We start from the raw sequence: 22,574 nt of genomic DNA on the forward strand, positions 1-22,574 counted from the left end.
GTTACACGCACCAAAACAGGTCACACGCTCGACGCACCGACAGCGTCACACCGGCATTATGCCGAATATGCATAGGGCAGTGTTTAACAGCATTGGCCCTTATTTTTTCCAGAGCCTAGGATCCACAGCGTTCCGGCTTAGACCGGGTCCTTATCGAGATGATTTCTATCATGTCCTGCGCTGCATCGTTCCGCACAGAAAAAGACCTGCTTGGCGTACTCGAAGTACCAGCACAAGCGTATTACGGCATCCAGACCCTGCGAGCGGTGAACAACTTCCGTCTCTCCGGCGTCCCGATCTCGCATTACCCCAAGCTGGTAGTCGGCCTGGCAATGGTCAAACAGGCCGCCGCTGACGCCAACCGCGAGCTGGGCCAGCTCAGCGAAGCCAAGCATGCAGCCATCAGCGAAGCCTGTGCACGACTGATCCGCGGTGATTTCCACGAAGAGTTCGTGGTGGACATGATTCAGGGCGGCGCCGGCACGTCGACCAACATGAATGCCAACGAAGTCATCGCCAACATTGCGTTGGAGGCCATGGGCCACAACAAGGGCGAATACCAGTATCTGCACCCCAACAACGACGTGAACATGGCGCAGTCCACCAACGACGCCTACCCGACCGCGATCCGCCTGGGTCTGCTGCTGGGTCACGATGCATTGCTGGCCAGCCTCGATAGCCTGATCCAGTCGTTCGCAGCCAAGGGTGAAGAATTCAGCCACGTCCTGAAAATGGGCCGCACCCAGCTGCAGGACGCTGTGCCGATGACCCTCGGCCAGGAATTCCGCGCCTTCGCCACCACCCTGAGCGAAGACCTGGCGCGCCTGAAAACCCTGGCGCCTGAATTGCTCACCGAAGTGAACCTGGGCGGCACCGCCATCGGCACCGGCATCAACGCCGACCCACGCTACCAGGCCCTGGCCGTGCAGCGTCTGGCAACCATCAGCGGTCAACCGCTGGTACCGGCCGCCGACCTGATCGAAGCCACATCCGACATGGGTGCCTTCGTGCTGTTCTCCGGCATGCTCAAGCGCACCGCGGTCAAGCTGTCGAAGATCTGCAACGACTTGCGCCTGCTCTCCAGCGGCCCTCGCACCGGCATCAACGAAATCAACCTGCCGGCCCGCCAGCCAGGCAGCTCGATCATGCCCGGCAAGGTCAACCCGGTGATCCCGGAAGCGGTCAACCAAGTGGCGTTCCAGATCATCGGCAACGACTTGGCCCTGACCATCGCCGCCGAAGGCGGCCAACTGCAACTGAACGTGATGGAGCCGCTGATCGCCTTCAAGATCTTCGACTCGATCCGCCTGCTGCAACGGGCCATGGACATGCTGCGCGAGCACTGCATCGTCGGCATCACCGCCAACGAAGCGCGCTGCCGCGAACTGGTCGAGCACTCGATCGGCCTGGTCACCGCCCTGAACCCGTACATCGGCTATGAAAACGCCACCCGCATCGCCCGCGTAGCCCTGGAAAGCGGCCGCGGCGTGCTGGAACTGGTGCGCGAAGAAGGCTTGCTCGACGACGCCATGCTCGACGACATCCTGCGCCCGGAAAACATGATTGCACCGCGTCTGGTACCGCTGAAAGCGTGATCGACGCAACTAACGCTCACCAGGTCGAGGGACTAGACACCTCTCACCTTTTGAGGGCTTGGGGATCTTCCCTAAGCCCTTTTTTTGCCGTTACCAGGAGGGCTCATGCCTGAACTGACAAGATCGCAGCCTTCGACAGCCTCTGCATTGATTGAAATGAGGCTGCCGAAAGCTGCGATTTTTTGATATTGCTGCACCCCGTTTCGTCGGACGCACCACAACTGTGCAGACGGGCGCCGCGCTGATAGGTATAGTGCCGCCCCTCTTCGTATGAGTGATCGTCGGTAGCGAGGTCTCAACAACATGCGAAACCCGAACTAATAACAACCCGCGAATTGGACCGGGACGAAACCGCGCCTCACCTGTCAAGCCGCGCGCTTACGGATGTAACGCAATGTTTCCAAATGGCCATCATTTGCTTAAACAAAAAACAGCGAGGAATACTCATGCTCGAAGTCATCAACGACTTCCTTTCAGGGAAAGTGCTGATCGTGCTCATTGTCGGGCTCGGTAGCTACTTCACGATCCGCTCGCGTTTCGTCCAGTTCCGACATTTCTTCCACATGTTCACGGTGTTCCGTGACAGCCTCAAGAGCAGCACTGACCAGCTCAGTTCGTTCCAGGCCCTGATGCTCAGCCTGGCCGGTCGTGTCGGTGCGGGTAACATCGCCGGTGTCGGCATCGCGGTGACCCTCGGCGGTCCTGGTGCGGTGTTCTGGATGTGGGTGACCGCGCTGGTCGGCATGTCCAGCAGCTTCTTCGAATGCTCCCTCGGCCAGCTCTACAAGCGCTGCGACTCCGAAGGCCAGTACCGTGGCGGCCCGTCCTACTACATCCAGCACGGTCTGCAGAAACGCTGGCTGGGCATGATCATGGCATTCCTGCTGCTGATCACCTTCGGCTTCGCTTTCAACGGCCTGCAAGCCCACGCCGTGACCCACTCGCTGAACAACGCCTTCGGCTTTGACACTACCTACACCGGCCTGGCCCTGGCGGTATTGCTGGGCCTGGTGTTCATTGGCGGGATCAAGCGCATCGCCAAGGTGGCCGACCTGCTGGTACCGGTCAAAACCCTGGCGTACATCGGCGTAACTCTCTACGTGATCGTGCTGCAGTTCGAACACGTACCGGACATGCTGGCGACTATTGTCAGAAGTGCGTTCGGTCTGGATCAGGCCTTTGGCGGCCTGATCGGCAGCGCCATCGTCATGGGCGTCAAGCGTGGCGTATTCGCCAACGAAGCCGGCCTGGGCAGTGCGCCTAACGTAGCCGCCGTAGCCTCGGTCGAGCATCCGGTAGCCCAAGGTGTGGTCCAGGCGTTCAGCGTATTCCTGGACACTTTCGTAATCTGCACCTGCACCGCGCTGCTGATCCTGTTGTCGGGCTTCTACACCCCTGGCTTCGAAGGCGACGGCATTGCCCTGACCCAGAACTCCCTGGCCGCCGTGGTCGGTGATTGGGGTCGGATTTTCATCTCCGTGGCCCTGTCGTTGTTCGTGTTCACCTCGATCCTCTACAACTACTACCTGGGCGAGAACAATCTGCGCTTCATGGTCGGTGAAAACCGCAAGGTGCTGATCGGCTATCGCGCCCTGGTGCTGGTATTGATCTTCTGGGGCGCCATCGAAAACCTCAGCACCGTGTTTGCCTTCGCCGACATCACCATGACCCTGCTGGCGTTCGTGAACCTGATCGCGCTGTTCCTGCTGTTCAAGGTCGGCATGCGCATCCTGCGCGACTACGATGACCAGCGTTCGGCCGGCATCAAGGTTCCGGTGTTCGATTCCAGCAAATTCCCGGATCTGGATCTGGACCGCAAAGCGTGGCCAGCCAACCCGTCGGCGCCGGCTGCCCAGCCTGAAGCTGCCGCGGGCGTAGCCGCAGCGCAACGCTGATCGGCAGGCTGACCGTAAAAAACCGGGCGCATCCCCTGCGCCCGGCGTGACACAACGTAAGGTCGGCGTCATGCTCGACCTTATGTTGTGGCAGCTTTAATGAAGCTGCCGTTTTCGTCCTCGGAGAACACCCATGAACCCCTCGACTTACCCTGCCGCCCAGCACGTCATGGTGCTCTACACCGGTGGCACCATCGGCATGCAGGCCAGCGCTCACGGCCTGGCGCCGGCATCCGGTTTCGAAGCGCGAATGCGCGATTACTTGCACAGCCAACCCGAACTCGTTGTCCCGCAATGGCGCTTCCGGGAAATGTCGCCGCTGATCGACAGCGCCAACATGACCCCGGCCTACTGGCAGCAACTGCGCGAAGCGGTGGTCGATGCCGTGGATGTGCAGGGCTGCGACAGCGTACTGATCCTGCACGGCACCGATACCTTGGCCTATAGCGCGGCGGCCATGAGCTTTCAATTGCTCGGCCTGCACGCCCGGGTGTGCTTTACCGGCTCCATGCTGCCCGCCGGCGTGACCGACAGCGACGCCTGGGAAAACCTCAGCAGCGCGTTGGTTGCCCTCGGCCAAGGGTTGGCGCCAGGCGTGCATCTGTACTTCCACGGTGAGCTGCTGGCGCCGACCCGTTGCGCCAAGGTGCGCAGCTTCGGTCGTCACCCGTTCAAACGCCTGGAGCGTCAGGGCGGGGGTATCAAAGCTTCTTCGCTGCCGGCGCAGTTGAATTACAACCAGCCCAAACAACTGGCGAATGTCGCGGCGCTGCCACTGTTTCCCGGCATCAGCGCCGAGATTCTCGATGGCCTGCTCGGCAGCGGCATCCAGGGCTTGGTGTTGGAGTGCTACGGCAGCGGCACCGGGCCGAGCGACAACCCGGCCTTCCTCGCCAGCCTCGAGCGCGCGCGGGACAACGGCGTGGTGGTCGTGGCCGTGACCCAGTGTCATGAAGGTGGCGTGGAGCTGGACGTGTACGAGGCCGGCAGCCGCTTGCGTGGCGTCGGCGTACTGTCCGGCGGCGGCATGACCCGCGAGGCCGCGTCCGGCAAGTTGCAGGCGTTGATCGGCGCCGGGTTACCGGTGGATGAAGTTCGGCGGCTGGTTGAGCTGGACCTGTGCGGCGAACTGAGCTGATTCAAACCTGCATTAACTTGTAGCAAGGGCTTTTATGGCGAGGGAGCTTGCTCCCGCTGGACCGGGCTAGCGCTCCAGTGCGCAGCGCTCCCAACATTAGCGGCCGCTGCGCGCCCGAGCGGGAGCAAGCTCCCTCGCCACAAAAGCGACGTCATGCCAAAGTACCCGGCATACAACTTGCTCCATTTCCAGCCTCCCAAGGCTGGAAACGAACATGCTTCATTCCCACCTCACCACCCTCAACGCCGTCTCCCTGGTGCTCAGCACCTTTAAGCATGAAGGGCTGCCCAGTGACGCGTTATTGGCCGGCAGCGGCATCAGCGCGGCGGATCTGAGCCGGGCCGACACGCGCATCACCACCAACCAGGAGATGCAGGTCTGCGCCAACGCCGTGGCCCTCAAGCGCGACATCGGCCTGGAACTGGGCCTGCGCATGCACGTGTCGTCCTACGGCATGCTCGGCTATGCGCTGCTCACCAGTGCCACCTTAGGTGACGCTTTGCGCCTGGCGCTGCGTTATCCAGCGCTATTGGGAACACTCTTCGCATTGAATCTGGAAGAAGACGACGAGACGGTCTGGCTGAGCGCCAGCGATTATCGGGAGAACCCGGCCCTGGCGGCGTTCAACGCCGAGTTCTGCATGGTCTCGCTGAAAATCATCTGCAACGACCTGCTCGGTCATGCCCTGCCACTGCGCGCGGCGCGCTTCGAACATTCGGCACCCGACTACCAGGCGCGCTACGGGGCACTGTTCGATTGCCCGGTGCGTTTCGACAGTATCGATAATGCCTTCGCCTTCGACCGCAACTGGCTCGAACAGCCGCTGCCCCTGGCCGACCCCATCACCCATCACGCCATGGCCGAACGCTGCCGCCGACAGAACACCGAATTCACCGGACGCCAGGCCTGGCTGGGGCGGATTCGCCAGTTGCTCGGCGCACAACTGGACGCCGCTCCCGGGCTGGAAGGCCTGGCCGAACAAATGAACTGCTCGGCGCGCACCTTGCGCCGGCACCTCAAGGATTTGGGTTGCAGCTATCAGGACCTGCTGGACGAACTGCGCTTCGAGCGGGCCAAGCAGATGCTCTGCGAGGATCAGTTGCCGATCTACCAGATCGCCGAACGACTGGGCTTCAGTGAAACCGCCAGCTTCCGCCACGCCTTCGTGCGCTGGAGCGGCGTGGCGCCGAGCCAGTTCAGGTCCTGAACCTTCGGCAACCACCGCGCTCATGCACACCGCCCTGCGCAGCAGACTACAACCAAGCTTTGCAGAGAGCTTTGCTTGAACAATTCAAGGGGCTGCTGGCGAGTTAAGAAAAAATCCGCAAAACTGGCTCAACTCAAGATTTTCTTGGCGCACTGAAAAAATCCTGCGCCAAAAGCTGAAAATTAAGAATTTTTGCTACGAAGGCTTACCCCTCAACATCCAGCAACTGATCAAACCGACTTCATTGCTGGCAAACCGAGTGCTGGATAACGTCGACCCCCGCTAGCCACTGCAACATCAACCCGTGGCGAGGGAACTTGCTCCCGCTGGGCGGCAAAGCCGCCCCAAAACAGGCTGACGCATTTCTCCGGAAAAACCGCATCAACGGGTCTACGACGGCTACTCCGCCGCGCGGTACCCCCCCGTTTGTTGGAAAAATAAGATATGAGTCGGCACGTCAAAATTCTTTTTGCCCGGCTCAGTCGCAGACGATGATTCTATGAGCTATACCAAAGTGCCATCATCGCCACGCAAAGGGAGCCATGCGCCATGAAGGGGACTTTCTTAGCTTTACTAATTATGTCTATCGCCGGATGCGCCAACCTGAACAGTATCTACCGAACATTTGATATTTCTCGTGGGGAAAGCACCATGAGCGATATTCGACAGAGAGCCATACTGGTAGCCCCCAACGAGAGCATAACCAAAAAATACGACCCGACCGGAAAGTACGTTTTGGAAGAGCACATAAAGAAAGGGACGGTTGTGTGTGCAGAACCAAGCCCCGATGCAATGGCCTCCCTTGCTTATGAGTTGGCGGCAAAAGGGGGGTATCCAGGTAAGGCAAGCGGTGAATTGGCTTTCGCCATGCAGGATGGGGCTGCATTCACCGGCATACGCACTCAAAGCATCCAATTGCTCCGTGATTTCGGTTATCGCCTGTGTGAGAGCTACCTGTCTGGCGCCATAAGCGCCGCTCAATATGACCTCCTCATGAGACGTTTCCAAAAAAACACGGTCGCCCTCTTGGCGATTGAGCAACTGACCGGAACGGTCAAAGCCCCTCCGATAGCCCTCACGACAAGTGGGCGGGCTGAAGCGACAAAATCACTTTCCGAACAAAGAGCCGAAAGAGAGAAGGTCAGCGATAGAATTTCTGCCCTGGAAGCAGAGAAGACGGCCGTAGACAAAAAAATCAGTGACGCAAAAAAAGCGGATGCCAAGGCTGACACGTCGGAAATGGATCAAATCGCATCGGGCTTGGCGGAAAAAATTAAGAACCTGAAAGACGATAGAAGCGTTATCGACAGTGCAATAGCTGAAACAAAAGGCGTGCTGGTCGATGGCGAAACCAAGGTAAGAATAGAAACCACGGGCATGGGTGGCCAACGATCAGATGCCCATATTCAGCAGATAGCAAAAACAGTCGAAGGAATTGTTAATAACATTGTGCTTTCCGATGATGAACATCAAATGTGCATGTCGGCTCTTTTGTTATCAGCCCCAAATAATGATCAGAAAGAATTTTCGGCTTGGTGCATCAAGGTAATGAATACCCAGGCTAATGCCCGAGAGATTTTACTGAACAATGCAAAATCAAAGCTGGAACAAGCGCAGGCAGTTTTGCAAAGTGGAGCCAGCGCGGAAAAAAAAGAAGCCGCAGAAAAGGAGGCTGAGACTCAGCGGAAAGTGATTGGTGTATTTGTGGGCGGCCTCAAGGGATACAGCGTATTCACGGATGTGAAAATGCCTTAGCGAACATTGCGCACTTGCCTACATTTACCGTGCACATGGGTAGACAAAGGGACAGGGGCACAAAACGAAGCGTCGGGACAGCACTGTCTCGACGCTTCTATATTGATCGCGCTCAGCTATCCCAGAAAATGTGAGTTCATTGCTGGCGAACCAAGTGCCGGATAACGTAGACCCACGATAGCCGCTACACCATCAACCTGTGGCGAGGGGATTTAGCGAAACGTCGCACCGCACCGCACCGCTGGGCTGGGCAGCAGCCCCAAAAGCCGGCGCATTCCTACAGAAAAACCGCTGCGCCACCGACCGGGAGCAAGCTCCCTCGCCACGAATCCCGGGGCAATTCGGAGCCTTGTTTATTCGTATGCGTCCGGCCAACACACCTTCCTGACCCCGACGCCAAAGGCGATGGTGTCCACCTGATTTAAGTGGACACCATTTCTAGCCTTTTAAGCGGGTCTTTCATGCAGCCACAACGCCGTTCCTACTCCAAATCCTTCAAGGCCCAGGTCATTCAAGAGTGCTCCCAGCCCGGGGCCTCGATTGCCAGCGTTGCGCTGAGCCACAGCCTCAACGCGAACCTCGTCCATAAATGGATTCGAGTGCAAACGCAGAAAGCCATGGCGCTGCAACCTGCTTTCATTCCGCTGCCCTTGCAGTTAGCCGGAGCAAATTCGCAAGCCGCGTCATCGACTATCTGCCTCGAAATCCCACACCCGCGCGGCACCGTGAAAGTGAACTGGCCGACCGAAAGCGCCGCTGCCTGCGCCACCTTTCTGCGAGACCTGTTGCGATGATCCGCATCGACTCCATCTGGCTCGCCACCGAGCCGATGGACATGCGCGCCGGCACCGAAACCGCGCTGGCGCGGGTGGTTGCAGTGTTCGGTGCGGCGCAGCCGCACTGTGCTTATCTGTTTGCCAATCGCCGCGCCACGCGCATCAAGGTGCTGGTGCACGACGGGTTGGGTATCTGGCTGGTAGCGCGCCGCCTGCATCAAGGCAAGTTCTTCTGGCCGGGTTCTCGACACGGCTCTCAGATAGAATTGGGTGCCGAACAGCTACATGCCCTGGTGCTGGGTTTGCCTTGGCAAAGAGTCGGGCCTGGCAGCGCGATTTCCATCGTATAACACCTGCCATGGCCACCCAGGCCGTGCAATTGTCCGATGAGCCTATCGTCGGTTTTAGCCTGCTCTGGCAAAATCGGCGGCATGACTTCACTGCCCAATCTCGACCAACTAAACCCTGAACAACTGCGTGCTCTGGCGGCGCAGTTGATGCAGCGTGTCGAGAGTCTCGATCAGAAAATCGAGACAATGGGTAAGAAGATCCACCGCGACCAAACGGTTATCGAAAAGCTGACCCACGAGATTGCGCAACTCAAGCGCTTCAAGTTTGCCAAGCGCAGCGAGCAACTGAGCCCGGATCAAGCCAGCCTGCTCGATGACCTGATCGACACCGACATTGCGGCCATCGAGGCTGAACTTGAAGCGCTGAAACTTGCTCCCGCTTCGACCGAGGTTCGGCAAAAACCTAAACGCACCGCCTTGCCGCCGCAGTTTCCGCGCACTCTGATCCACCACGAACCCGACAACAGCCATTGCCAGTGCGGCTGCGCTCTCAAGCGTATCGGCGAGGATGTCAGCGAGAAACTCGACTACACGCCGGGCGTGTTCACCGTTGAGCGGCACATCCGTGGCAAGTGGGTCTGCGATCAGTGCGAAACCCTGATCCAGGCACCGGTTCCGGCGCAGGTCATCGACAAAGGCATCCCGACCGCGGGGCTGCTGGCCCACGTCATGATCGCGAAGTTCGCCGACCATCTACCGCTCTATCGCCAGGAATCGATTTTTGGTCGAGCCGGTTTGGCTATCGCGCGTTCGACCCTGGCGCAATGGGTCGGCAACTGTGGCGTGCAGTTACAGCCGCTGGTCGATGCCCTGCGTAATACTGTCCTCGAACATGGCGTAATCCACGCCGATGAAACGCCGGTGCAGATGCTCACGCCGGGTGCGAAGAAAACCCATCGAGCCTATGTCTGGGCCTACGCCACCAGCCAGTTCTCGGAATTGGCGGCGGTGGTTTACGACTTCAGCCCTAGCCGCGCCGGAGAACACGCCCGCAACTTCCTGCAAGACTGGAAGGGCAAGCTGGTCTGCGATGATTTTGGCGGCTACAAGGCCAGCTTTGAACTCGGCGTGACCGAGATCGGCTGCATGGCTCATGCGCGGCGCAAGTTCTTCGAGCTGCACGCCACCAACAAGAGCCAGCTTGCCGAGCAGGCCTTGAGGTACATCCAGCGGCTGTACGAAATAGAGCATGAAGTCCGCGACCTGGAACCGGATTTACGCCGCCGAATACGGCAAGAAAAAGCCGTACCGGTGATGGACGCTTTGCATGCCTGGATGATCGCCCAGCGCCAGCTCGTGCACGACGGCTCGGCTATTAGCAAGGCTCTGGATTACAGCCTCAAACGTTGGACGGCGCTGTCGCGCTATCTCGATGACGGTGCCGTACCCATTGACAATAATTGGGCCGAGAACCAGATTCGGCCATGGGCGTTAGGTCGCAAAAATTGGCTGTTCGCTGGGTCACTGCGCAGTGGCAAACGTGCAGCCGCGATCATGAGCTTGATCCAATCGGCACGGCTCAACGGACATGATCCGTATGCTTATTTGAAGGACGTCCTCACGCGCCTGCCGACGCAGCGGGCGAGTGCGATTGCCGAACTGCTGCCGCATAGATGGCAACCGGTTTAGTTGCGCAAGACGGTATGCCCGGCCGCACTTTCATCCGAAACCTCCTGCACTTTATTCAGCGCATCGAGCATCTGTTCTGCACCCGCCTGGCCAATCAATGGAATCAATATGCGGATAGCTGCCCCGTTTCGATTTCCATCAGCCAGGCCAACGAGTCTGTGCCACCACCTTTGCTTCTGAGCGCAAGGTAGAGATTTCCCGGCGCTCCTGGTGACCTTGACGGGGTAGCGAAGCCCTTCGCTAACAACGGGGAAGAGGTCGATAGCCTTTTGCAAACTTGAGGCGGCATCCTCCGCCCGTTGTCGAAGGTTCGCCGTATGTAGTGGTCAATCAGGTGCAGCAACGTGTCGCCTCTCGTGATGATCGACACACGAAACTGTTCCGCAAAATTCTCGGACAACTCAGCTATTTTCGGAGGGAACCGAGCAGGCTTCCCTCCGTCAACATCCTTCTTGGCAGTTTGGGTGCTTTGGGTGCGCGCTCTGCCCCGACCGGCACCATCACCGATCCATATAAACCCAGGAACGCCCCGCACCACACTCACCCAACCCTTATAAGCACCCACTGAGCACTCAGCGAGCCCTAATCCGCACCTAAAAAACACCGTCTATTTCTCGACGACTTTCAACTGAAAGCACCGTAGACGCACCTACGCCACACCATCTCAACCCGGACGCCACCCCTAACGCCCCGACACAACCCAGATCAGCACTCATATCGCACCGAAGGCGATATTGTCGTGGCGCACATGGACCCAATTCAGGTTCATTCACGCCTGCACTGGTCAAACCAGCATGGGGCTCCGGTTGCCTGGTCACGCAAGGGGGGCCAAGCCAAAGCTAAAACATGGCCAATTGAATTCCGGCAAACCGATGGAGGGTGGCTGAAAACACTCTCGAATCAGTGCCAAATTTGGGGGACAGAAATCAGTTAAAACACCGTCTAATGTAATTATACGAACTGACCCATGTGTTACCTCTGTTTTCCTGCTCTCCCAGGGTGCAAGACGGGATGCCCGGACGCATACGTTTATTCTCCCTCTGCCAAGCTTCCAACCAGCTACGCATCCTTGCACCATTGCCTACAACTACGCCAGAAACCGCCGGCTTGTGCGCCTTGCCCTCACCACCTATCGTCTCCCTGTCGCTGACACCAGCGAACGGGTTTGGCGGCCCGGTTGACGAAAGTTCCTCACCTGAAAGGAGCTTCACTATGTTCAAGATCAAACCAAACCCAGCAGAAGCAGATCCCAATTCCCCCTACTTGGACGGCCTCAACGCAAAAAAACTCGACGAGGCCTCCAAGCGCGCATTGGACTATTACCTGGCGCCCAAACCGGCAAAACCCGCGGAAACCATCCAACCCGGCCAGATATTCACCGTCATAAAAGACATCGACAACGAATCCCTCCTGGCAAACCTCAGCGAAACCCTGGCTTCAGCCGATGCGATGGTCAACGATCTGGCCTTCGAGCTGGAAGGCTCACGACGTCACATCGCCCTCGGTATCCAGCAACTGATCGAACTGAGTTCATTGCTGGCGAACCGAGCGCTGCATAACGTCGACCCACGCTAACCGCCACAACATCAACCCCTATGGCGAGGAAGCAAGCTCCCTCGCCATAGGTTACAGAGCAGCCATCCAAGCATCAGTCACGCCCCAAACCCGCGCACACCCGCGCCAGCAAGGGGCGATTTACGGTCAAACCTTTTGGCCATTTCGATCCCCTTTTGGCCTCTCCTGCCGTTCTCCAAAACGCTGCGCGCCGCAAGACTGTGATCAACCGGATCAGCCTTGCGGAGAACAATAATGCTGACGATCTATTCGGACGATCACCACCTGCATCACGGGCGCTGCGAGTTGATGGACGGGCAACTGATGCCCTGCTTCGAAATGCCCTCCCGGGCCGATCACGTGTTGGCGCGGGTCAAGGCTCAGGCGCTGGGCCCGGTCGAAGCGCCCCATGATTTCGGCCTGGGGCCGATCCAGCGCATCCACAGCCCGGCGTACCTGGAATTCTTCAAAGGTGCCTGGGACCGATGGACTGAATTCAATCGCGACGGCGATTTGCTGCCCTACACCTGGCCGGCGCGGACCTTGCGCACGGTCATTCCGAAAAGCCTGCACGGCCAGCTCGGTTATTACAGCTTCGACGGCGGCGCGCCGATTACCGCCGGCACTTGGCAAGCAGCCTACAGCGCCGCGCAGGTCGCCCTCACTGCCCAGGCCGAGATCCAGCGTGGCGCCCGCAGTGCCTTTGCGTTGTGCCGCCCGCCGGGGCATCACGCCGCCGGTGACTTGATGGGCGGCTATTGCTACCTCAACAACGCCGCCATCGCCGCCCAGGCCTTTCTCGACCAGGGCCACAAGAAGGTCGCGATCCTCGATGTGGATTACCACCACGGCAACGGCACCCAGTCGATTTTCTACGAACGCAACGACGTGTTGTTCGCCTCGATCCACGGCCACCCGGAAGCCGAGTTTCCGTTCTTCCTGGGCTATGCCGATGAGCGTGGCGAAGGTGCCGGTGAAGGTTTCAACTTCAACTACCCTTTGCCGGCCGGCTCAGGCTGGGACACCTGGAGCGCCGCGCTGGAGCAGGCCTGCGACAAGACCCAACGTTACGACGCCGATGTCATCGTCGTGTCCTTGGGTGTGGACACCTTCAAGGACGACCCAATCTCGCAATTCAAGCTCGACAGCCCGGATTACCTGGCGATGGGCAAGCGCATCGCCGCGCTCGGTAAACCGACGCTGTTCGTGATGGAAGGCGGCTACGCGGTGGCACAAATCGGCATCAATGCCGTGAACGTTCTCGAAGGTTTTCAAAGCGCCCAATGAGGAATAAAAGCATGAACCGACTCAAGCGTTTGCTGGTTCCCAGCCTGTGCGCCACGCTGTTGTGCGGTGCCGCCCAAGCTGAGGAACATACCCTGCGTGTCTACAACTGGTTCGACTACATCACGCCCAAGGCCCTGGACGATTTCAAGGCGCAGAACAGCCAGGTCAAACTGGTCTACGACATCTTCGACACCAACGAAGCCCTGGAAGCCAAGCTGCTGACCGGCAATTCCGGCTACGACGTGGTGGTGCCGTCCAACGTGTTCCTGGCCAAGCAGATCGAAGCCGGCGTGTTCCAGCCCCTGGACCGCAGCAAGCTGCCGAACTGGAACCACCTCGATCCCAAGCTGATGAAGCTGATCGAAGCCAACGACCCGGGCAACAAATTCGCCGTGCCCTACATGTACGGCACCATCCTGATCGGCTTCAACCCGGACAAGGTCAAGGCCGCCCTGGGTGACAACGCACCGGTGGACAGCTGGGACCTGATCTTCAAGGAAGAGAACATCAGCAAGCTCAAACAGTGTGGCGTGGCGCTGCTCGATTCCCCGTCGGAAATCCTGCCCCTGGCTTTGCAGCACCTGGGCCTGGACCCCAACAGCAAGCAGCCGGCGGACTACGCCAAGGCGCAAGCGCTGCTGTTGAAGATTCGCCCGTACATCACCTACTTTCACTCCTCCAAGTACATGGCCGACATCGCCAACGGCGACATCTGCGTGGCGGTCGGCTACTCCGGCAGCTTCTCCCAAGCGGCCAACCGGGCCAAGGAAGCCAAGAACGGCGTGACGGTCGACATGCGGCTGCCCAAGGAAGGCGCGCCGATCTGGTTCGACATGCTCGCCATTCCCAAAGGCGCGAAGAACCCGGACGACGCGTACACCTTCATCAACTACTTGTTGCAACCGAAAGTGATTGCACCGGTCAGCGATTTCGTCGGCTATCCAAACCCGAACAAAGACGCCACGGACATGGTCGACCCGGCGATCCGCAACAACCCCAACCTGTACCCGACCGAGGCGGCGATGGCCACGTTGTACACCCTGCAGCCCTTGCCCAGGGACGCCGAGCGGGCGCGGACACGGGCCTGGACTCGAATCAAATCCGGCCAGTAAATTGAGGCCGCAGACACCTCGCAGGGGCACCCGACTCTGTGAGCAGGCATATATATAGTTACCACCTTCCCTGTCTTGCGCGCCCCTAGCATGGAAAACCCGAAGTGTTCCGCTGTGGGGATTGCATGTATCGCGAGACAGGGAGTTTCAAATGACACACACCTCTACCACCACAAATCCTGCGTCCGAGGCCAGCCTCAGGGATGCTATCCAGAACCAGTTGTTCGCCGGCCCCACGTACCCGGAAGTAGCCGCTGTCCTTTTGCGGGCAGCCCTGCTGGAGCTGTACCCGGAACTGGACCTTGATCCACACACCAGCGTGGTCGGTGTGCCGGCCTGGGACATTGTCGACGGAGAAATCGTACAGCTCGCCACTCTCTATCAAGCGCTCAGCGAAATGCTGGCCGATAGAGCTCATGACCCTGATTCGACGCTGTTGCTCGAAGGCGTGCACTTTCTGACTCAACTACCGATCACCTCACCTGAGGTGCATTTACCGGTGCGTATCGACCAGATCGGGCGTCTGATCAACGAGCTCGTGCCCGCCATGGTGCCTGCCCTTCAGGAACAGCAATTGGCGTATTGGAATGCTTCGCTCGGCACATCCGGCCCTCGCTGGCATGAGCTCTCCAGAACGTTGCGCAAGATCTGGGACGTTAACCAGGTCGAGGATTGGACCACCGTTGAATGCGACATGGCCAGACGCTTATATCGTTACCCGGACCTGCAGGATCGCAAGGGCAAGGACCCTTATGACACCCATGCGTATCTGATTGACGTCGACGAAGTTGACAACGATGAGATCAAACGCCTGAACGAAAACTCCATCGTGGTATTGATCGGCACAGTCGACAACAAAGAGGTCATTCTCACGTACTCGATGAGCAACGGCTATGAGAAGTACGAGTCACAGCAAGCGCTGGGGCAATCCCTGCCCTCTCATCTGGGCAGCAACGTGGCCGGCAGGAAAATTCAGTGGCGACTTTATGAACCCGCCGGCAACATTTTCGATCAAAAGGCCTGCGGGCTGATCGCCATGCAGGTCAACGTCATCGGCCTCCCCGGCTTTATGGAAGGGTTTCGCTTCGACGAGAGCGAACAGCCTCCTACCGATGACTCGAACACGGATAAAGGGCTTGGCGCGGCCTGGTTCAAAAAACAGCTACCCGACTGGCTGCAGACCGCGTCGAAAGCCGACCAGATCCAGTTCGCCGAACACATGAAAAATCTGTCAGCGCTGGGCAGCTCGCATGCCGGCAAGACCTACCTGGACGATATCCCTCCCATCAGGGACTACGCGCTGAGCACCCTGAAAAAACAGATGGAGGCAGAACATGCCGACGCCTCGACCCTCGATCCGGAAAAAGTCGAGATCGAGATCCGCAGCCCCGTTGTCTGGGGGACGTTCGTCGTTCCCAACCAGATTGATACCACCCGGTTCAACCTCGTTGACCTGGCGTTACAAAACCTGATCGCACTCCCTCTCGGCGACAAAACAGTCAGGTCGCTCGACGGCAATGCGCTACCCGAGTGGATGACAGTCGACTACATCAAAAAGCTCATTACCGAAGTCGATCTCGGTCGTGTCTATCCCGACCTGGTCAAGAGCAAACTGCTCGACGATGCGGCAGAATCAACTCGTCGCGAAGAGTTGTATACCTCCCAACTACGCATTCAGCTACCGATGCTTGCGCTAGAGAACAAAATTCGTGGACAAGGCAACATGGACGAACGGGGTTACCGTTACGTCGCCGCATTGATGGAGCCCGAGGTCGCCGATCGCAAGGTAGACGGGCAAACCATCGTCCTGCGCCAACTGGCCTTGGTACCCGAGCTGCAAATGGGCACCGCGAAGGACATCGTCACCAATATGTTTGTGATCGGCCCGCAAGAACCTGGCGCCGGTCCATGCCTGCTCTATCGACCGTTGCTTGAACCGCAGCTGTGCCAGTACCCGTCATCCAGCAACCTGCTATATGCGATCCGGCAAACAGCCTCCTTGCGCCAGTCGGTGCTGGCATGGCTGCCCGATGGGGTACGCGCCCATTACAGCCGATATATTTTTCCGGGGCCCCTGCCCTCGCCGTGGATCATTGTGGAGTTCGTGACGGCCCCCCTGACGGCGGTGCGCGCCAGCGGCCCCATCAAGTTGAGCGACGAACCTCTGGGGCAAGCGTTCCTGCCACTGTTGTTCAAAGCCAATGCCAATGCCCTGGTAGAGTTTGCCGACCGCCAATCGGTTTCCAATAGCGAAAACCGCTGGGAGACTTTTAAGCAGACTGGCTGGCTGATTTTCAATCTGGCGTTGCCCTACTTGGGAAATACCGTCGGCACCACGGCCTGGCTCTGGCAAATTCTGGATGACATTGAAAAGCTGACGCAGCGCAACGACGAAACCAACACACAGGCCAAGTGGGAAGCATTCGTCGACCTGCTGCTGAACATCTCACTGGCGATCTCCATGCACGCCATGGACCGCGCCAGAGAAGCCGGACGCAAGCGTCGAGCAAAGGTGCCGCAAGTAGTGCGCGAATTGGAAAACCTGCCAAAACCTGCCCCCATTATCGAGAAGCTCGCGCCTTTAACGAGCACAACGCTTGCGTCCGAGCACTATGACGCCATCCATAGCAGCGGCGCCTTGATGAGCACATCGCAAAAAGCCGCGAAAGCCCTTGAAGCCTTCCACATCGAAGAACCCGAAGAGCCAGGGCTACCCAAAACCGCAGGACCGCTCAAAGGGCTCTACCAGAAGGGTGGCGACTGGTACGCAAAGGTCGCAGGAAAATGGTTCAAAGTGACCGTGGATGAGAACGACGTATCCATCGTTCATGGGAAAGAACCCACGCGCAGGGGCCCTCCCCTGATGAGCAATGCACAGGGTCAATGGAGCATTGACACCCGCTTGCGTTTATGCGGCGGCGGTTCAACACTTTCCAGGCAAAAAAATATCACTGACACCGAAAGCAGAAGTTCTGAACTGCTGACCCAACTGAACCAGTTTGAAGAAACCAAACCGCAAAGCCAGGTCCTGCTGATGAAGGAGGCACAGGCGCTGAACCAAACCTCGGGCCCCTCCAGGAAAACCAGGCGGGAAGTCTATTTAAAGACATTGGAAACACAGCGGGAAAGCTACGAAAACGCGTTGAAAATCATCAATCAACGGCCCGTCTTCCAATCAATGGCCGACTACGCCCGAACCCGGCTAGGCTACCTGAACACGCAAATAAACCTCACTTTCGCAGAGATAGGCGCACTGCAAGAGCGATTTACCCCCGCGTTGAACGAAGCGTTGGACATGATCGACTCTGGAATCGGGGTACTGGAGCAACGGCACATCGACGCCGCCGAAGCCATGATCAGTGTCGCTGACGACATGATTGAGCGCCTGGATTATATGGAGACACGCTTTTCCAGGCTAAAGAAACTAGGGCTCGAAGGCTTTGAGTTTATCCGGCAGCACCGTGAAAAGATGCCGAGCTACAAGAGTGAAACGCTTCGACTTGTCCTGGTGGAAATGTATCGCCACCTCTGCCTGTCACTGGACAGCATCAACACCGTGCCCGAAGGCTGGGCGGTGGTGAGCCAGATTGTTGATAACGCCACGGTTTCTCTTCAAAGCCTGCACGACGCAATGAATGAGCGAAGCGTGATTCGGCTGGATGAACAAATCGACGCGCTGGGCAGCCTGACGGAACAGTTCGCAGCAATCGACGAACACCTCGAATACGTGAGCGATGAATACAAGGACATCGCTCCCCCGACACAGCTCACTCAACTGCGCGAGCAGATCACTACCTTCAAAGAACAGGCATTGGGGCATTTGGAGCTGGCCCTCGAAGAAAGAAACAACCAGCGAAGCATACCCAGCGCTTATAAGGAACGCCCAAGGCCCCGAAAAAAATTCATCAGGGCACGCTTTTGGGGCATCGTCAGTGGCGAACCTCGCTTAACGAAAACGAGAGACGAAACGGATTGGGTCGATGTAAAGCATCCGCTCTCGGATAACAACATCGTCACGTTCCACCGCAAGGAAACCGGCGAGTGGGTGCCCCACGGGACGGCCGACGCCCCGCTGGCGGTACCTGCGCTGGCAACCAGCGTCGCGAAAGGTAAAGCCCTGATCGCCGGGCTGGTGGACTTCAAGGCGCAGATCGAGGCGCGCATGCAACAGCCAGACCGAACGCCCACCGGTATCGGGATGATCCTGAACGCACATGCAAGCAGGATGGAGAAAGTCGGCGTTGCGATCAAAAAAGCACTCGACGCTGTCTCGAACGAAACGATTGAAATTCCACAAGAACAGCGGCGCCCGGCCGAATCCTTGCGCCTGGAACTTGAGAAGCAATCAAAAGCCCTTTATGAGCTGGGATTCGAGAACGTACTGGAACGGCTCAAACAAAGCCCGCCAACCATGAGTGGGATCCTATGGCTTAAAAACCGGAATCAGATTTCCATCAGTAAACAAAAAAACCGGCAACGTATCAAAGGCCCACATCACGACTATCTCGACAGGTATGAGATCAAGGACCGCAAAAAAAATAAAACGCTCTGGTTCGCGGATTTTCACTACTCAAAATACTGGGTGCCCGCCCATGCGTATCTCTCTGCACGCTTGAAAACGCCGGAGCAAGTCAATCTGGGAACGGCCGCCGACTCCAGCGAGGGGCTTAACCAGCATCAACTTATTGGTCATTACCGCAGCGAAATTGCCGTGGACCAGGCCAAGGAAGTGTTCTTTCCAAAAGAGCGGTCATAAATACAAACGCCAGGGCATCCCTCGATGCCCCGGCTCTGAACCATTAACTCTGCCAAGCATTCGCCAGGCTCGCCAGCGCGGTGTCTATCGCCGCTGGCGGGACCGCCGCGAACCCCAGCACTAACCCGGCTCGCACTGGCGCCGTCGTGCTGGGCAACCAATAACCACTCAAACCATTGATTTCGATACCGGCATGGGTCGCTTGGGCTATCAGCTCTTGCTCACGTTCGATGCTGTCCACCGGCACCGTGACATGCAGCCCAGCCACGACCGTGGGCATGTCACCAACGCCCGCAACCGCCTTCGGCCAGCCAGCCAGCAGTGCATCACGTCGGACCAGTGCGGCCCGGCGCATGCGCCTGATGTGCCGCTGAAAATGCCCGGCGGCCATGAACTCGGCCATCACCGCCTGGGTGCTGACTTCAGAGTGGCGCACATCCACGGCGCGGCGTCGGGCGAAGGCATTTACCAGACCGGGCGGCAACACCAGATAGCCCAGGCGCAAGGCCGGGAAAGCCACTTTGCCGAACGTGCCGACGTAAAGCACACGGCCCTGGCGATCCAGTGCGGCCAATGGCGCCAGCGGTGCGCCGCTGTAGCGGTATTCGCCGTCGTAGTCGTCCTCGACGATCCAGCCTTCATTGCGTTCGGCCCAGGCCAGCAGCTCCAACCGCCGCGCAAGGCTCATGACCACCCCGGTCGGATACTGATGGGACGGGGTGACGTAAGCCAACCGACAGTCGCCCAACGTACCCAGCGCCGTGCAATCCAGGCCATCGCTATCAACCGGCACGCCTCTCACGTCGGCACCGGCGACGGCAAAGGCATGACCTGCCGCTCGATAGCCCGGGTTTTCCACAGCCACCACATTGCCAGGGTCCACCAACAGCTGTGCACAAAGGCTGATGCCCTGTTGGGCACCGCTGGTGATCACAATTTGTTCAGCTGTACAGTGCAGGCCTCGAGAACTGCGCAGGTACGCGGCAATCAGACTGCGCAAGCGCGCATCGCCTTGCGCATCGCCATAGCACAGCTGCTGCAAATCCGGCTTGCGCCAGAAAGCCGCATTCAGCTTGGCCCAGACGTCGAAAGGGAACAGATCGAACGCCGGGACGCCGACACGAAATGCCCTTGGCGGGCCACTGGGCGGCCGGGGCAAATGGTGCTTTTCGACCCGATCCAGTGCGCCACTGTGGATAACTTTGCTGGATGAAACCACAGGTAAATCGAGCCAATCTGTGGATAAGGCTGTGGGTAAGCCTGTTGAAAACCCTGTGGATATTTTTGTGGATATGTTTTTGAGGGGGAGCGCTGTCGAGGAGAGTTTTGCCACGTAAGTACCGTCACCGACCCGCCCCTCAATGAAACCCTCGGCATAGAGCTGATCGTAGGCCCGCACCACGCTGTTACGGGAAATCGACAGGGCTGCTGCCAGGTCGCGACTGGCCGGCAGCCGCGTGCCGCTGGCCAGCCGCCCGTCCAGTACCCGGGTACGCAACGCCTGGTAGAGCTGACGACTGAGCCCATGGCGGCGATCCAACTCGATCCCGGCGGGGTTGAACGACAGTGGCGGCACGACGTTGTTCATGACAGCCCTCGCAAATGGACCTATCGAATTGGTCGTAAGTGGCTCTTACAACAGACCAATAGCCTGCCTAGGATGCTCGCATTCGCCAAGGAAAATCGTCATGTACACCCCTAAAAACTTTGCCGTCCAAGACCTGCCGCAATTGCATAGCATGATGGGTGATTGCCGTCTGGCCGTATTGATCACTCAAGGTGAACACGGTTTGCAGGCCAGTCACTTGCCGCTGTTGCTGGACACGCACCAAGGCCCCAACGGAAGCCTTTACGGGCACATGGCGCGGGCCAATCCACAATGGCGCGACTTGGAAGCAGGGGCCGAAGCCTTGGTGATATTCGCCGGGGCCGACGCCTACGTCAGCCCAAGTTTCTACCCCGGCAAAGCCGAACACGGCAAGGTCGTGCCGACTTGGAATTACCTGGCCGTGCACGCCTATGGCACCGCAGAGGTGTTCAGCGATCCTCATCGACTGCGCAACCTGGTCAGCGCCCTGACCGACCGTCACGAAACCGGCCGTACTCAGCCATGGAAAATCGATGATGCTCCGGCTGAGTACATCGACAGCATGCTCAAGGCCATCGTCGGTTTCGCCCTGCCCATCCAGCGCCTGGAGGGCAAACGCAAACTCAGTCAGAACCGCAGCCCCGCAGATACCGCCGGAGTGCGCAAAGGCCTTGCCGCCAGCCCCGATCCGCAAGACCAGGCGCTCGCGCGCCTGATGCCTGATTCATCGTCCAAGGAGTGAACATGAGCCAACCCGAGATCCGCCTCGTCACCGCTGAGGATCACGCCGCCTGGCTGCCGTTGTGGCAGGCCTACCTGCGGTTCTACAACACTGAACTGCCGGAGGCGGTGAGTCAAAGCACCTGGCAACGCCTGCTCGATGAGCGCGAGCCCACCCACGCAGCCCTCGCCTGGAACGGCGACACGGCGGTGGGCCTGGTGCACTTCATCTATCACCGTTCAAACTGGAGCATCGAAAACTCCTGCTACTTGCAAGACTTGCTGGTGGCGCAACAGAGCCGCGGTACCGGCGTCGGTCGCCAACTTATTGAATTTGTCTACACCACCGCCAAGGCGGATGGTTGCTGCAAGGTGCACTGGTTGACCCACGAAACCAACGCGACCGCGATCCAGCTCTACGAGCGCATCGCCGAACGTCCGGGTTTCATTCAATTTCGCAAAGCCCTGTAAGGAGCGCAGCATGTCGACTTCACTCGCCGATTGGAAAGGTGCCCCGGCACCCTCCATGCAGTTGATCGAAGGGCGCTTCATTCGCCTGGAAAAGCTTGACCCGACGCGTCACGCCGACGGCTTGTGGCAAGCCCTTGAAGGCCCCGGCGCTGACCCGAAACTCTGGGATTACTTGCCCTACGGCCCATTCAAGTATCGCGCTGCCTTTGACGCTTGGCTGGAGAATCATGCGACCAATACCGACCCGTATTTCTTCAGCGTGATCGACCGCGCCAGTGGCGAGGTCCAGGGCATCCTCAGCCTGATGTCCATCGTGCCAGCCCAAGGCCGCATCGAGATCGGCCATGTGACCTTCGGCGCGCCGATGCAGCGTTCGCCGAAAAGCACCGAGGCGGTCTACCTCTTGGCCAAGGAGTCCTTCGCCCTGGGCTATCGCCGCCTGGAATGGAAATGCAACAACGCCAACGCCCGCTCCCGATACGCGGCCGAGCGGCTGGGTTTCACCTTTGAAGGGGTGTTCCGCCAGCACATGGTGGTCAAGGGCCAGAACCGCGACACCGCGTGGTATTCGATGCTGGATGTGGAATGGCCGACCATCAGGGCGGGGTTCGAGCAGTGGTTGAGTGAGGAAAATCAGACGGCGAGTGGACAGGTGCGCGGGTTGGTCGAGTGCCGGTCATAGTTTATGGGTGACTGAGCGTTTGCTATCACGAGCGGGCTCGCAAAAAGCGCGGGAGCCCG

Annotated in this window: 16 protein-coding genes; 15 read left to right on the forward strand and 1 reads right to left on the reverse strand. The window is 58.6% G+C overall.

Annotated features, from left to right (window positions below):
* The first annotated feature begins 170 nt into the window (after positions 1-170).
* From aspA to ACA047_RS29130, 12 genes are all read left to right on the forward strand, one after another.
* Positions 171-1,595: an aspartate ammonia-lyase gene (gene aspA, locus ACA047_RS29075; protein WP_497355360.1), complete on the forward strand. Its 1,425-nt coding sequence runs from the start codon at positions 171-173 to the stop codon at positions 1,593-1,595.
* Between the two features lie 446 nt (positions 1,596-2,041).
* Positions 2,042-3,490, forward strand: coding sequence for an alanine/glycine:cation symporter family protein (locus ACA047_RS29080; protein WP_497355362.1), 1,449 nt, complete (start codon positions 2,042-2,044; stop codon positions 3,488-3,490).
* 133 nt (positions 3,491-3,623) lie between these two features.
* Positions 3,624-4,628, forward strand: coding sequence for an asparaginase (locus ACA047_RS29085; RefSeq protein WP_497355364.1), 1,005 nt, complete (start codon positions 3,624-3,626; stop codon positions 4,626-4,628).
* A gap of 214 nt (positions 4,629-4,842) precedes the next feature.
* Entirely contained in the window at positions 4,843-5,835 is a 993-nt protein-coding gene (locus tag ACA047_RS29090) for an AraC family transcriptional regulator (RefSeq protein ID WP_497355366.1), read from the forward strand.
* A 549-nt stretch (positions 5,836-6,384) separates the two neighbouring features.
* Complete coding sequence (locus tag ACA047_RS29095) at positions 6,385-7,590, forward strand: hypothetical protein (RefSeq protein ID WP_497355368.1); 1,206 nt, start codon at positions 6,385-6,387, stop codon at positions 7,588-7,590.
* A 461-nt stretch (positions 7,591-8,051) separates the two neighbouring features.
* Positions 8,052-8,384 (forward strand): IS66-like element accessory protein TnpA, encoded by a 333-nt coding sequence (tnpA, locus tag ACA047_RS29100; RefSeq protein ID WP_207203826.1) that lies wholly within the window; start codon positions 8,052-8,054, stop codon positions 8,382-8,384.
* Complete coding sequence (tnpB, locus tag ACA047_RS29105; RefSeq protein WP_201189253.1) at positions 8,381-8,716, forward strand: IS66 family insertion sequence element accessory protein TnpB; 336 nt, start codon at positions 8,381-8,383, stop codon at positions 8,714-8,716. Before tnpA ends, tnpB begins: the two co-directional genes overlap by 4 nt.
* An 81-nt stretch (positions 8,717-8,797) precedes the next feature.
* Entirely contained in the window at positions 8,798-10,345 is a 1,548-nt protein-coding gene (tnpC, locus tag ACA047_RS29110; protein WP_201189251.1) for an IS66 family transposase, read from the forward strand.
* Between the two features lie 1,212 nt (positions 10,346-11,557).
* Complete coding sequence (locus ACA047_RS29115; protein WP_497355370.1) at positions 11,558-11,920, forward strand: DUF6124 family protein; 363 nt, start codon at positions 11,558-11,560, stop codon at positions 11,918-11,920.
* Between the two features lie 234 nt (positions 11,921-12,154).
* A complete protein-coding gene (locus ACA047_RS29120) occupies positions 12,155-13,186 on the forward strand; it encodes a histone deacetylase family protein (RefSeq protein WP_497355372.1) in 1,032 nt (343 codons plus the stop codon).
* Positions 13,187-13,197: 11 nt separating this feature from the next.
* A complete protein-coding gene (locus ACA047_RS29125; RefSeq protein ID WP_497355374.1) occupies positions 13,198-14,298 on the forward strand; it encodes a polyamine ABC transporter substrate-binding protein in 1,101 nt (366 codons plus the stop codon).
* A gap of 151 nt (positions 14,299-14,449) precedes the next feature.
* On the forward strand, positions 14,450-19,054 hold the full coding sequence (locus ACA047_RS29130) for a dermonecrotic toxin domain-containing protein (RefSeq protein WP_497355376.1): 4,605 nt from the start codon (positions 14,450-14,452) through the stop codon (positions 19,052-19,054).
* A gap of 43 nt (positions 19,055-19,097) precedes the next feature.
* Here the strand turns inward: ACA047_RS29130 and pdxR are convergent, their stop codons facing one another.
* Complete coding sequence (gene pdxR, locus ACA047_RS29135) at positions 19,098-20,642, reverse strand: MocR-like pyridoxine biosynthesis transcription factor PdxR (protein WP_497355378.1); 1,545 nt, start codon at positions 20,640-20,642, stop codon at positions 19,098-19,100.
* Positions 20,643-20,742: 100 nt separating this feature from the next.
* Between pdxR and ACA047_RS29140 the strand changes: the two genes are divergently transcribed.
* Genes ACA047_RS29140 through ACA047_RS29150 form a run of 3 tightly spaced genes read left to right on the forward strand, consistent with a single transcriptional unit; the run spans position 20,743 to position 22,515 of the window.
* On the forward strand, positions 20,743-21,384 hold the full coding sequence (locus tag ACA047_RS29140) for an FMN-binding negative transcriptional regulator (RefSeq protein WP_497355380.1): 642 nt from the start codon (positions 20,743-20,745) through the stop codon (positions 21,382-21,384).
* A 2-nt stretch (positions 21,385-21,386) separates the two neighbouring features.
* Complete coding sequence (locus ACA047_RS29145; protein WP_497355382.1) at positions 21,387-21,833, forward strand: GNAT family N-acetyltransferase; 447 nt, start codon at positions 21,387-21,389, stop codon at positions 21,831-21,833.
* Positions 21,834-21,843: 10 nt separating this feature from the next.
* Positions 21,844-22,515, forward strand: a complete 672-nt coding sequence (locus ACA047_RS29150) for a GNAT family N-acetyltransferase (protein ID WP_497355384.1) — start codon at positions 21,844-21,846, stop codon at positions 22,513-22,515.
* Positions 22,516-22,574: the final 59 nt, after the last annotated feature.

It is taken from the genome of Pseudomonas sp. LBUM1664, from assembly GCF_059695895.1.

What these genes read in the sequence shown, in the direction of transcription:
- aspA (WP_497355360.1), top strand. Translation starts at nt 171, where the DNA reads ATGTCCTGCGCTGCATCGTTCCGCACAGAAAAAGACCTGCTTGGCGTA.
- ACA047_RS29080 (WP_497355362.1), top strand. Translation starts at nt 2,042, where the DNA reads ATGCTCGAAGTCATCAACGACTTCCTTTCAGGGAAAGTGCTGATCGTG.
- ACA047_RS29085 (WP_497355364.1), top strand. Translation starts at nt 3,624, where the DNA reads ATGAACCCCTCGACTTACCCTGCCGCCCAGCACGTCATGGTGCTCTAC.
- ACA047_RS29090 (WP_497355366.1), top strand. Translation starts at nt 4,843, where the DNA reads ATGCTTCATTCCCACCTCACCACCCTCAACGCCGTCTCCCTGGTGCTC.
- ACA047_RS29095 (WP_497355368.1), top strand. Translation starts at nt 6,385, where the DNA reads ATGAAGGGGACTTTCTTAGCTTTACTAATTATGTCTATCGCCGGATGC.
- tnpA (WP_207203826.1), top strand. Translation starts at nt 8,052, where the DNA reads ATGCAGCCACAACGCCGTTCCTACTCCAAATCCTTCAAGGCCCAGGTC.
- tnpB (WP_201189253.1), top strand. Translation starts at nt 8,381, where the DNA reads ATGATCCGCATCGACTCCATCTGGCTCGCCACCGAGCCGATGGACATG.
- tnpC (WP_201189251.1), top strand. Translation starts at nt 8,798, where the DNA reads ATGACTTCACTGCCCAATCTCGACCAACTAAACCCTGAACAACTGCGT.
- ACA047_RS29115 (WP_497355370.1), top strand. Translation starts at nt 11,558, where the DNA reads ATGTTCAAGATCAAACCAAACCCAGCAGAAGCAGATCCCAATTCCCCC.
- ACA047_RS29120 (WP_497355372.1), top strand. Translation starts at nt 12,155, where the DNA reads ATGCTGACGATCTATTCGGACGATCACCACCTGCATCACGGGCGCTGC.
- ACA047_RS29125 (WP_497355374.1), top strand. Translation starts at nt 13,198, where the DNA reads ATGAACCGACTCAAGCGTTTGCTGGTTCCCAGCCTGTGCGCCACGCTG.
- ACA047_RS29130 (WP_497355376.1), top strand. Translation starts at nt 14,450, where the DNA reads ATGACACACACCTCTACCACCACAAATCCTGCGTCCGAGGCCAGCCTC.
- pdxR (WP_497355378.1), bottom strand. Translation starts at nt 20,642, where the DNA reads ATGAACAACGTCGTGCCGCCACTGTCGTTCAACCCCGCCGGGATCGAG.
- ACA047_RS29140 (WP_497355380.1), top strand. Translation starts at nt 20,743, where the DNA reads ATGTACACCCCTAAAAACTTTGCCGTCCAAGACCTGCCGCAATTGCAT.
- ACA047_RS29145 (WP_497355382.1), top strand. Translation starts at nt 21,387, where the DNA reads ATGAGCCAACCCGAGATCCGCCTCGTCACCGCTGAGGATCACGCCGCC.
- ACA047_RS29150 (WP_497355384.1), top strand. Translation starts at nt 21,844, where the DNA reads ATGTCGACTTCACTCGCCGATTGGAAAGGTGCCCCGGCACCCTCCATG.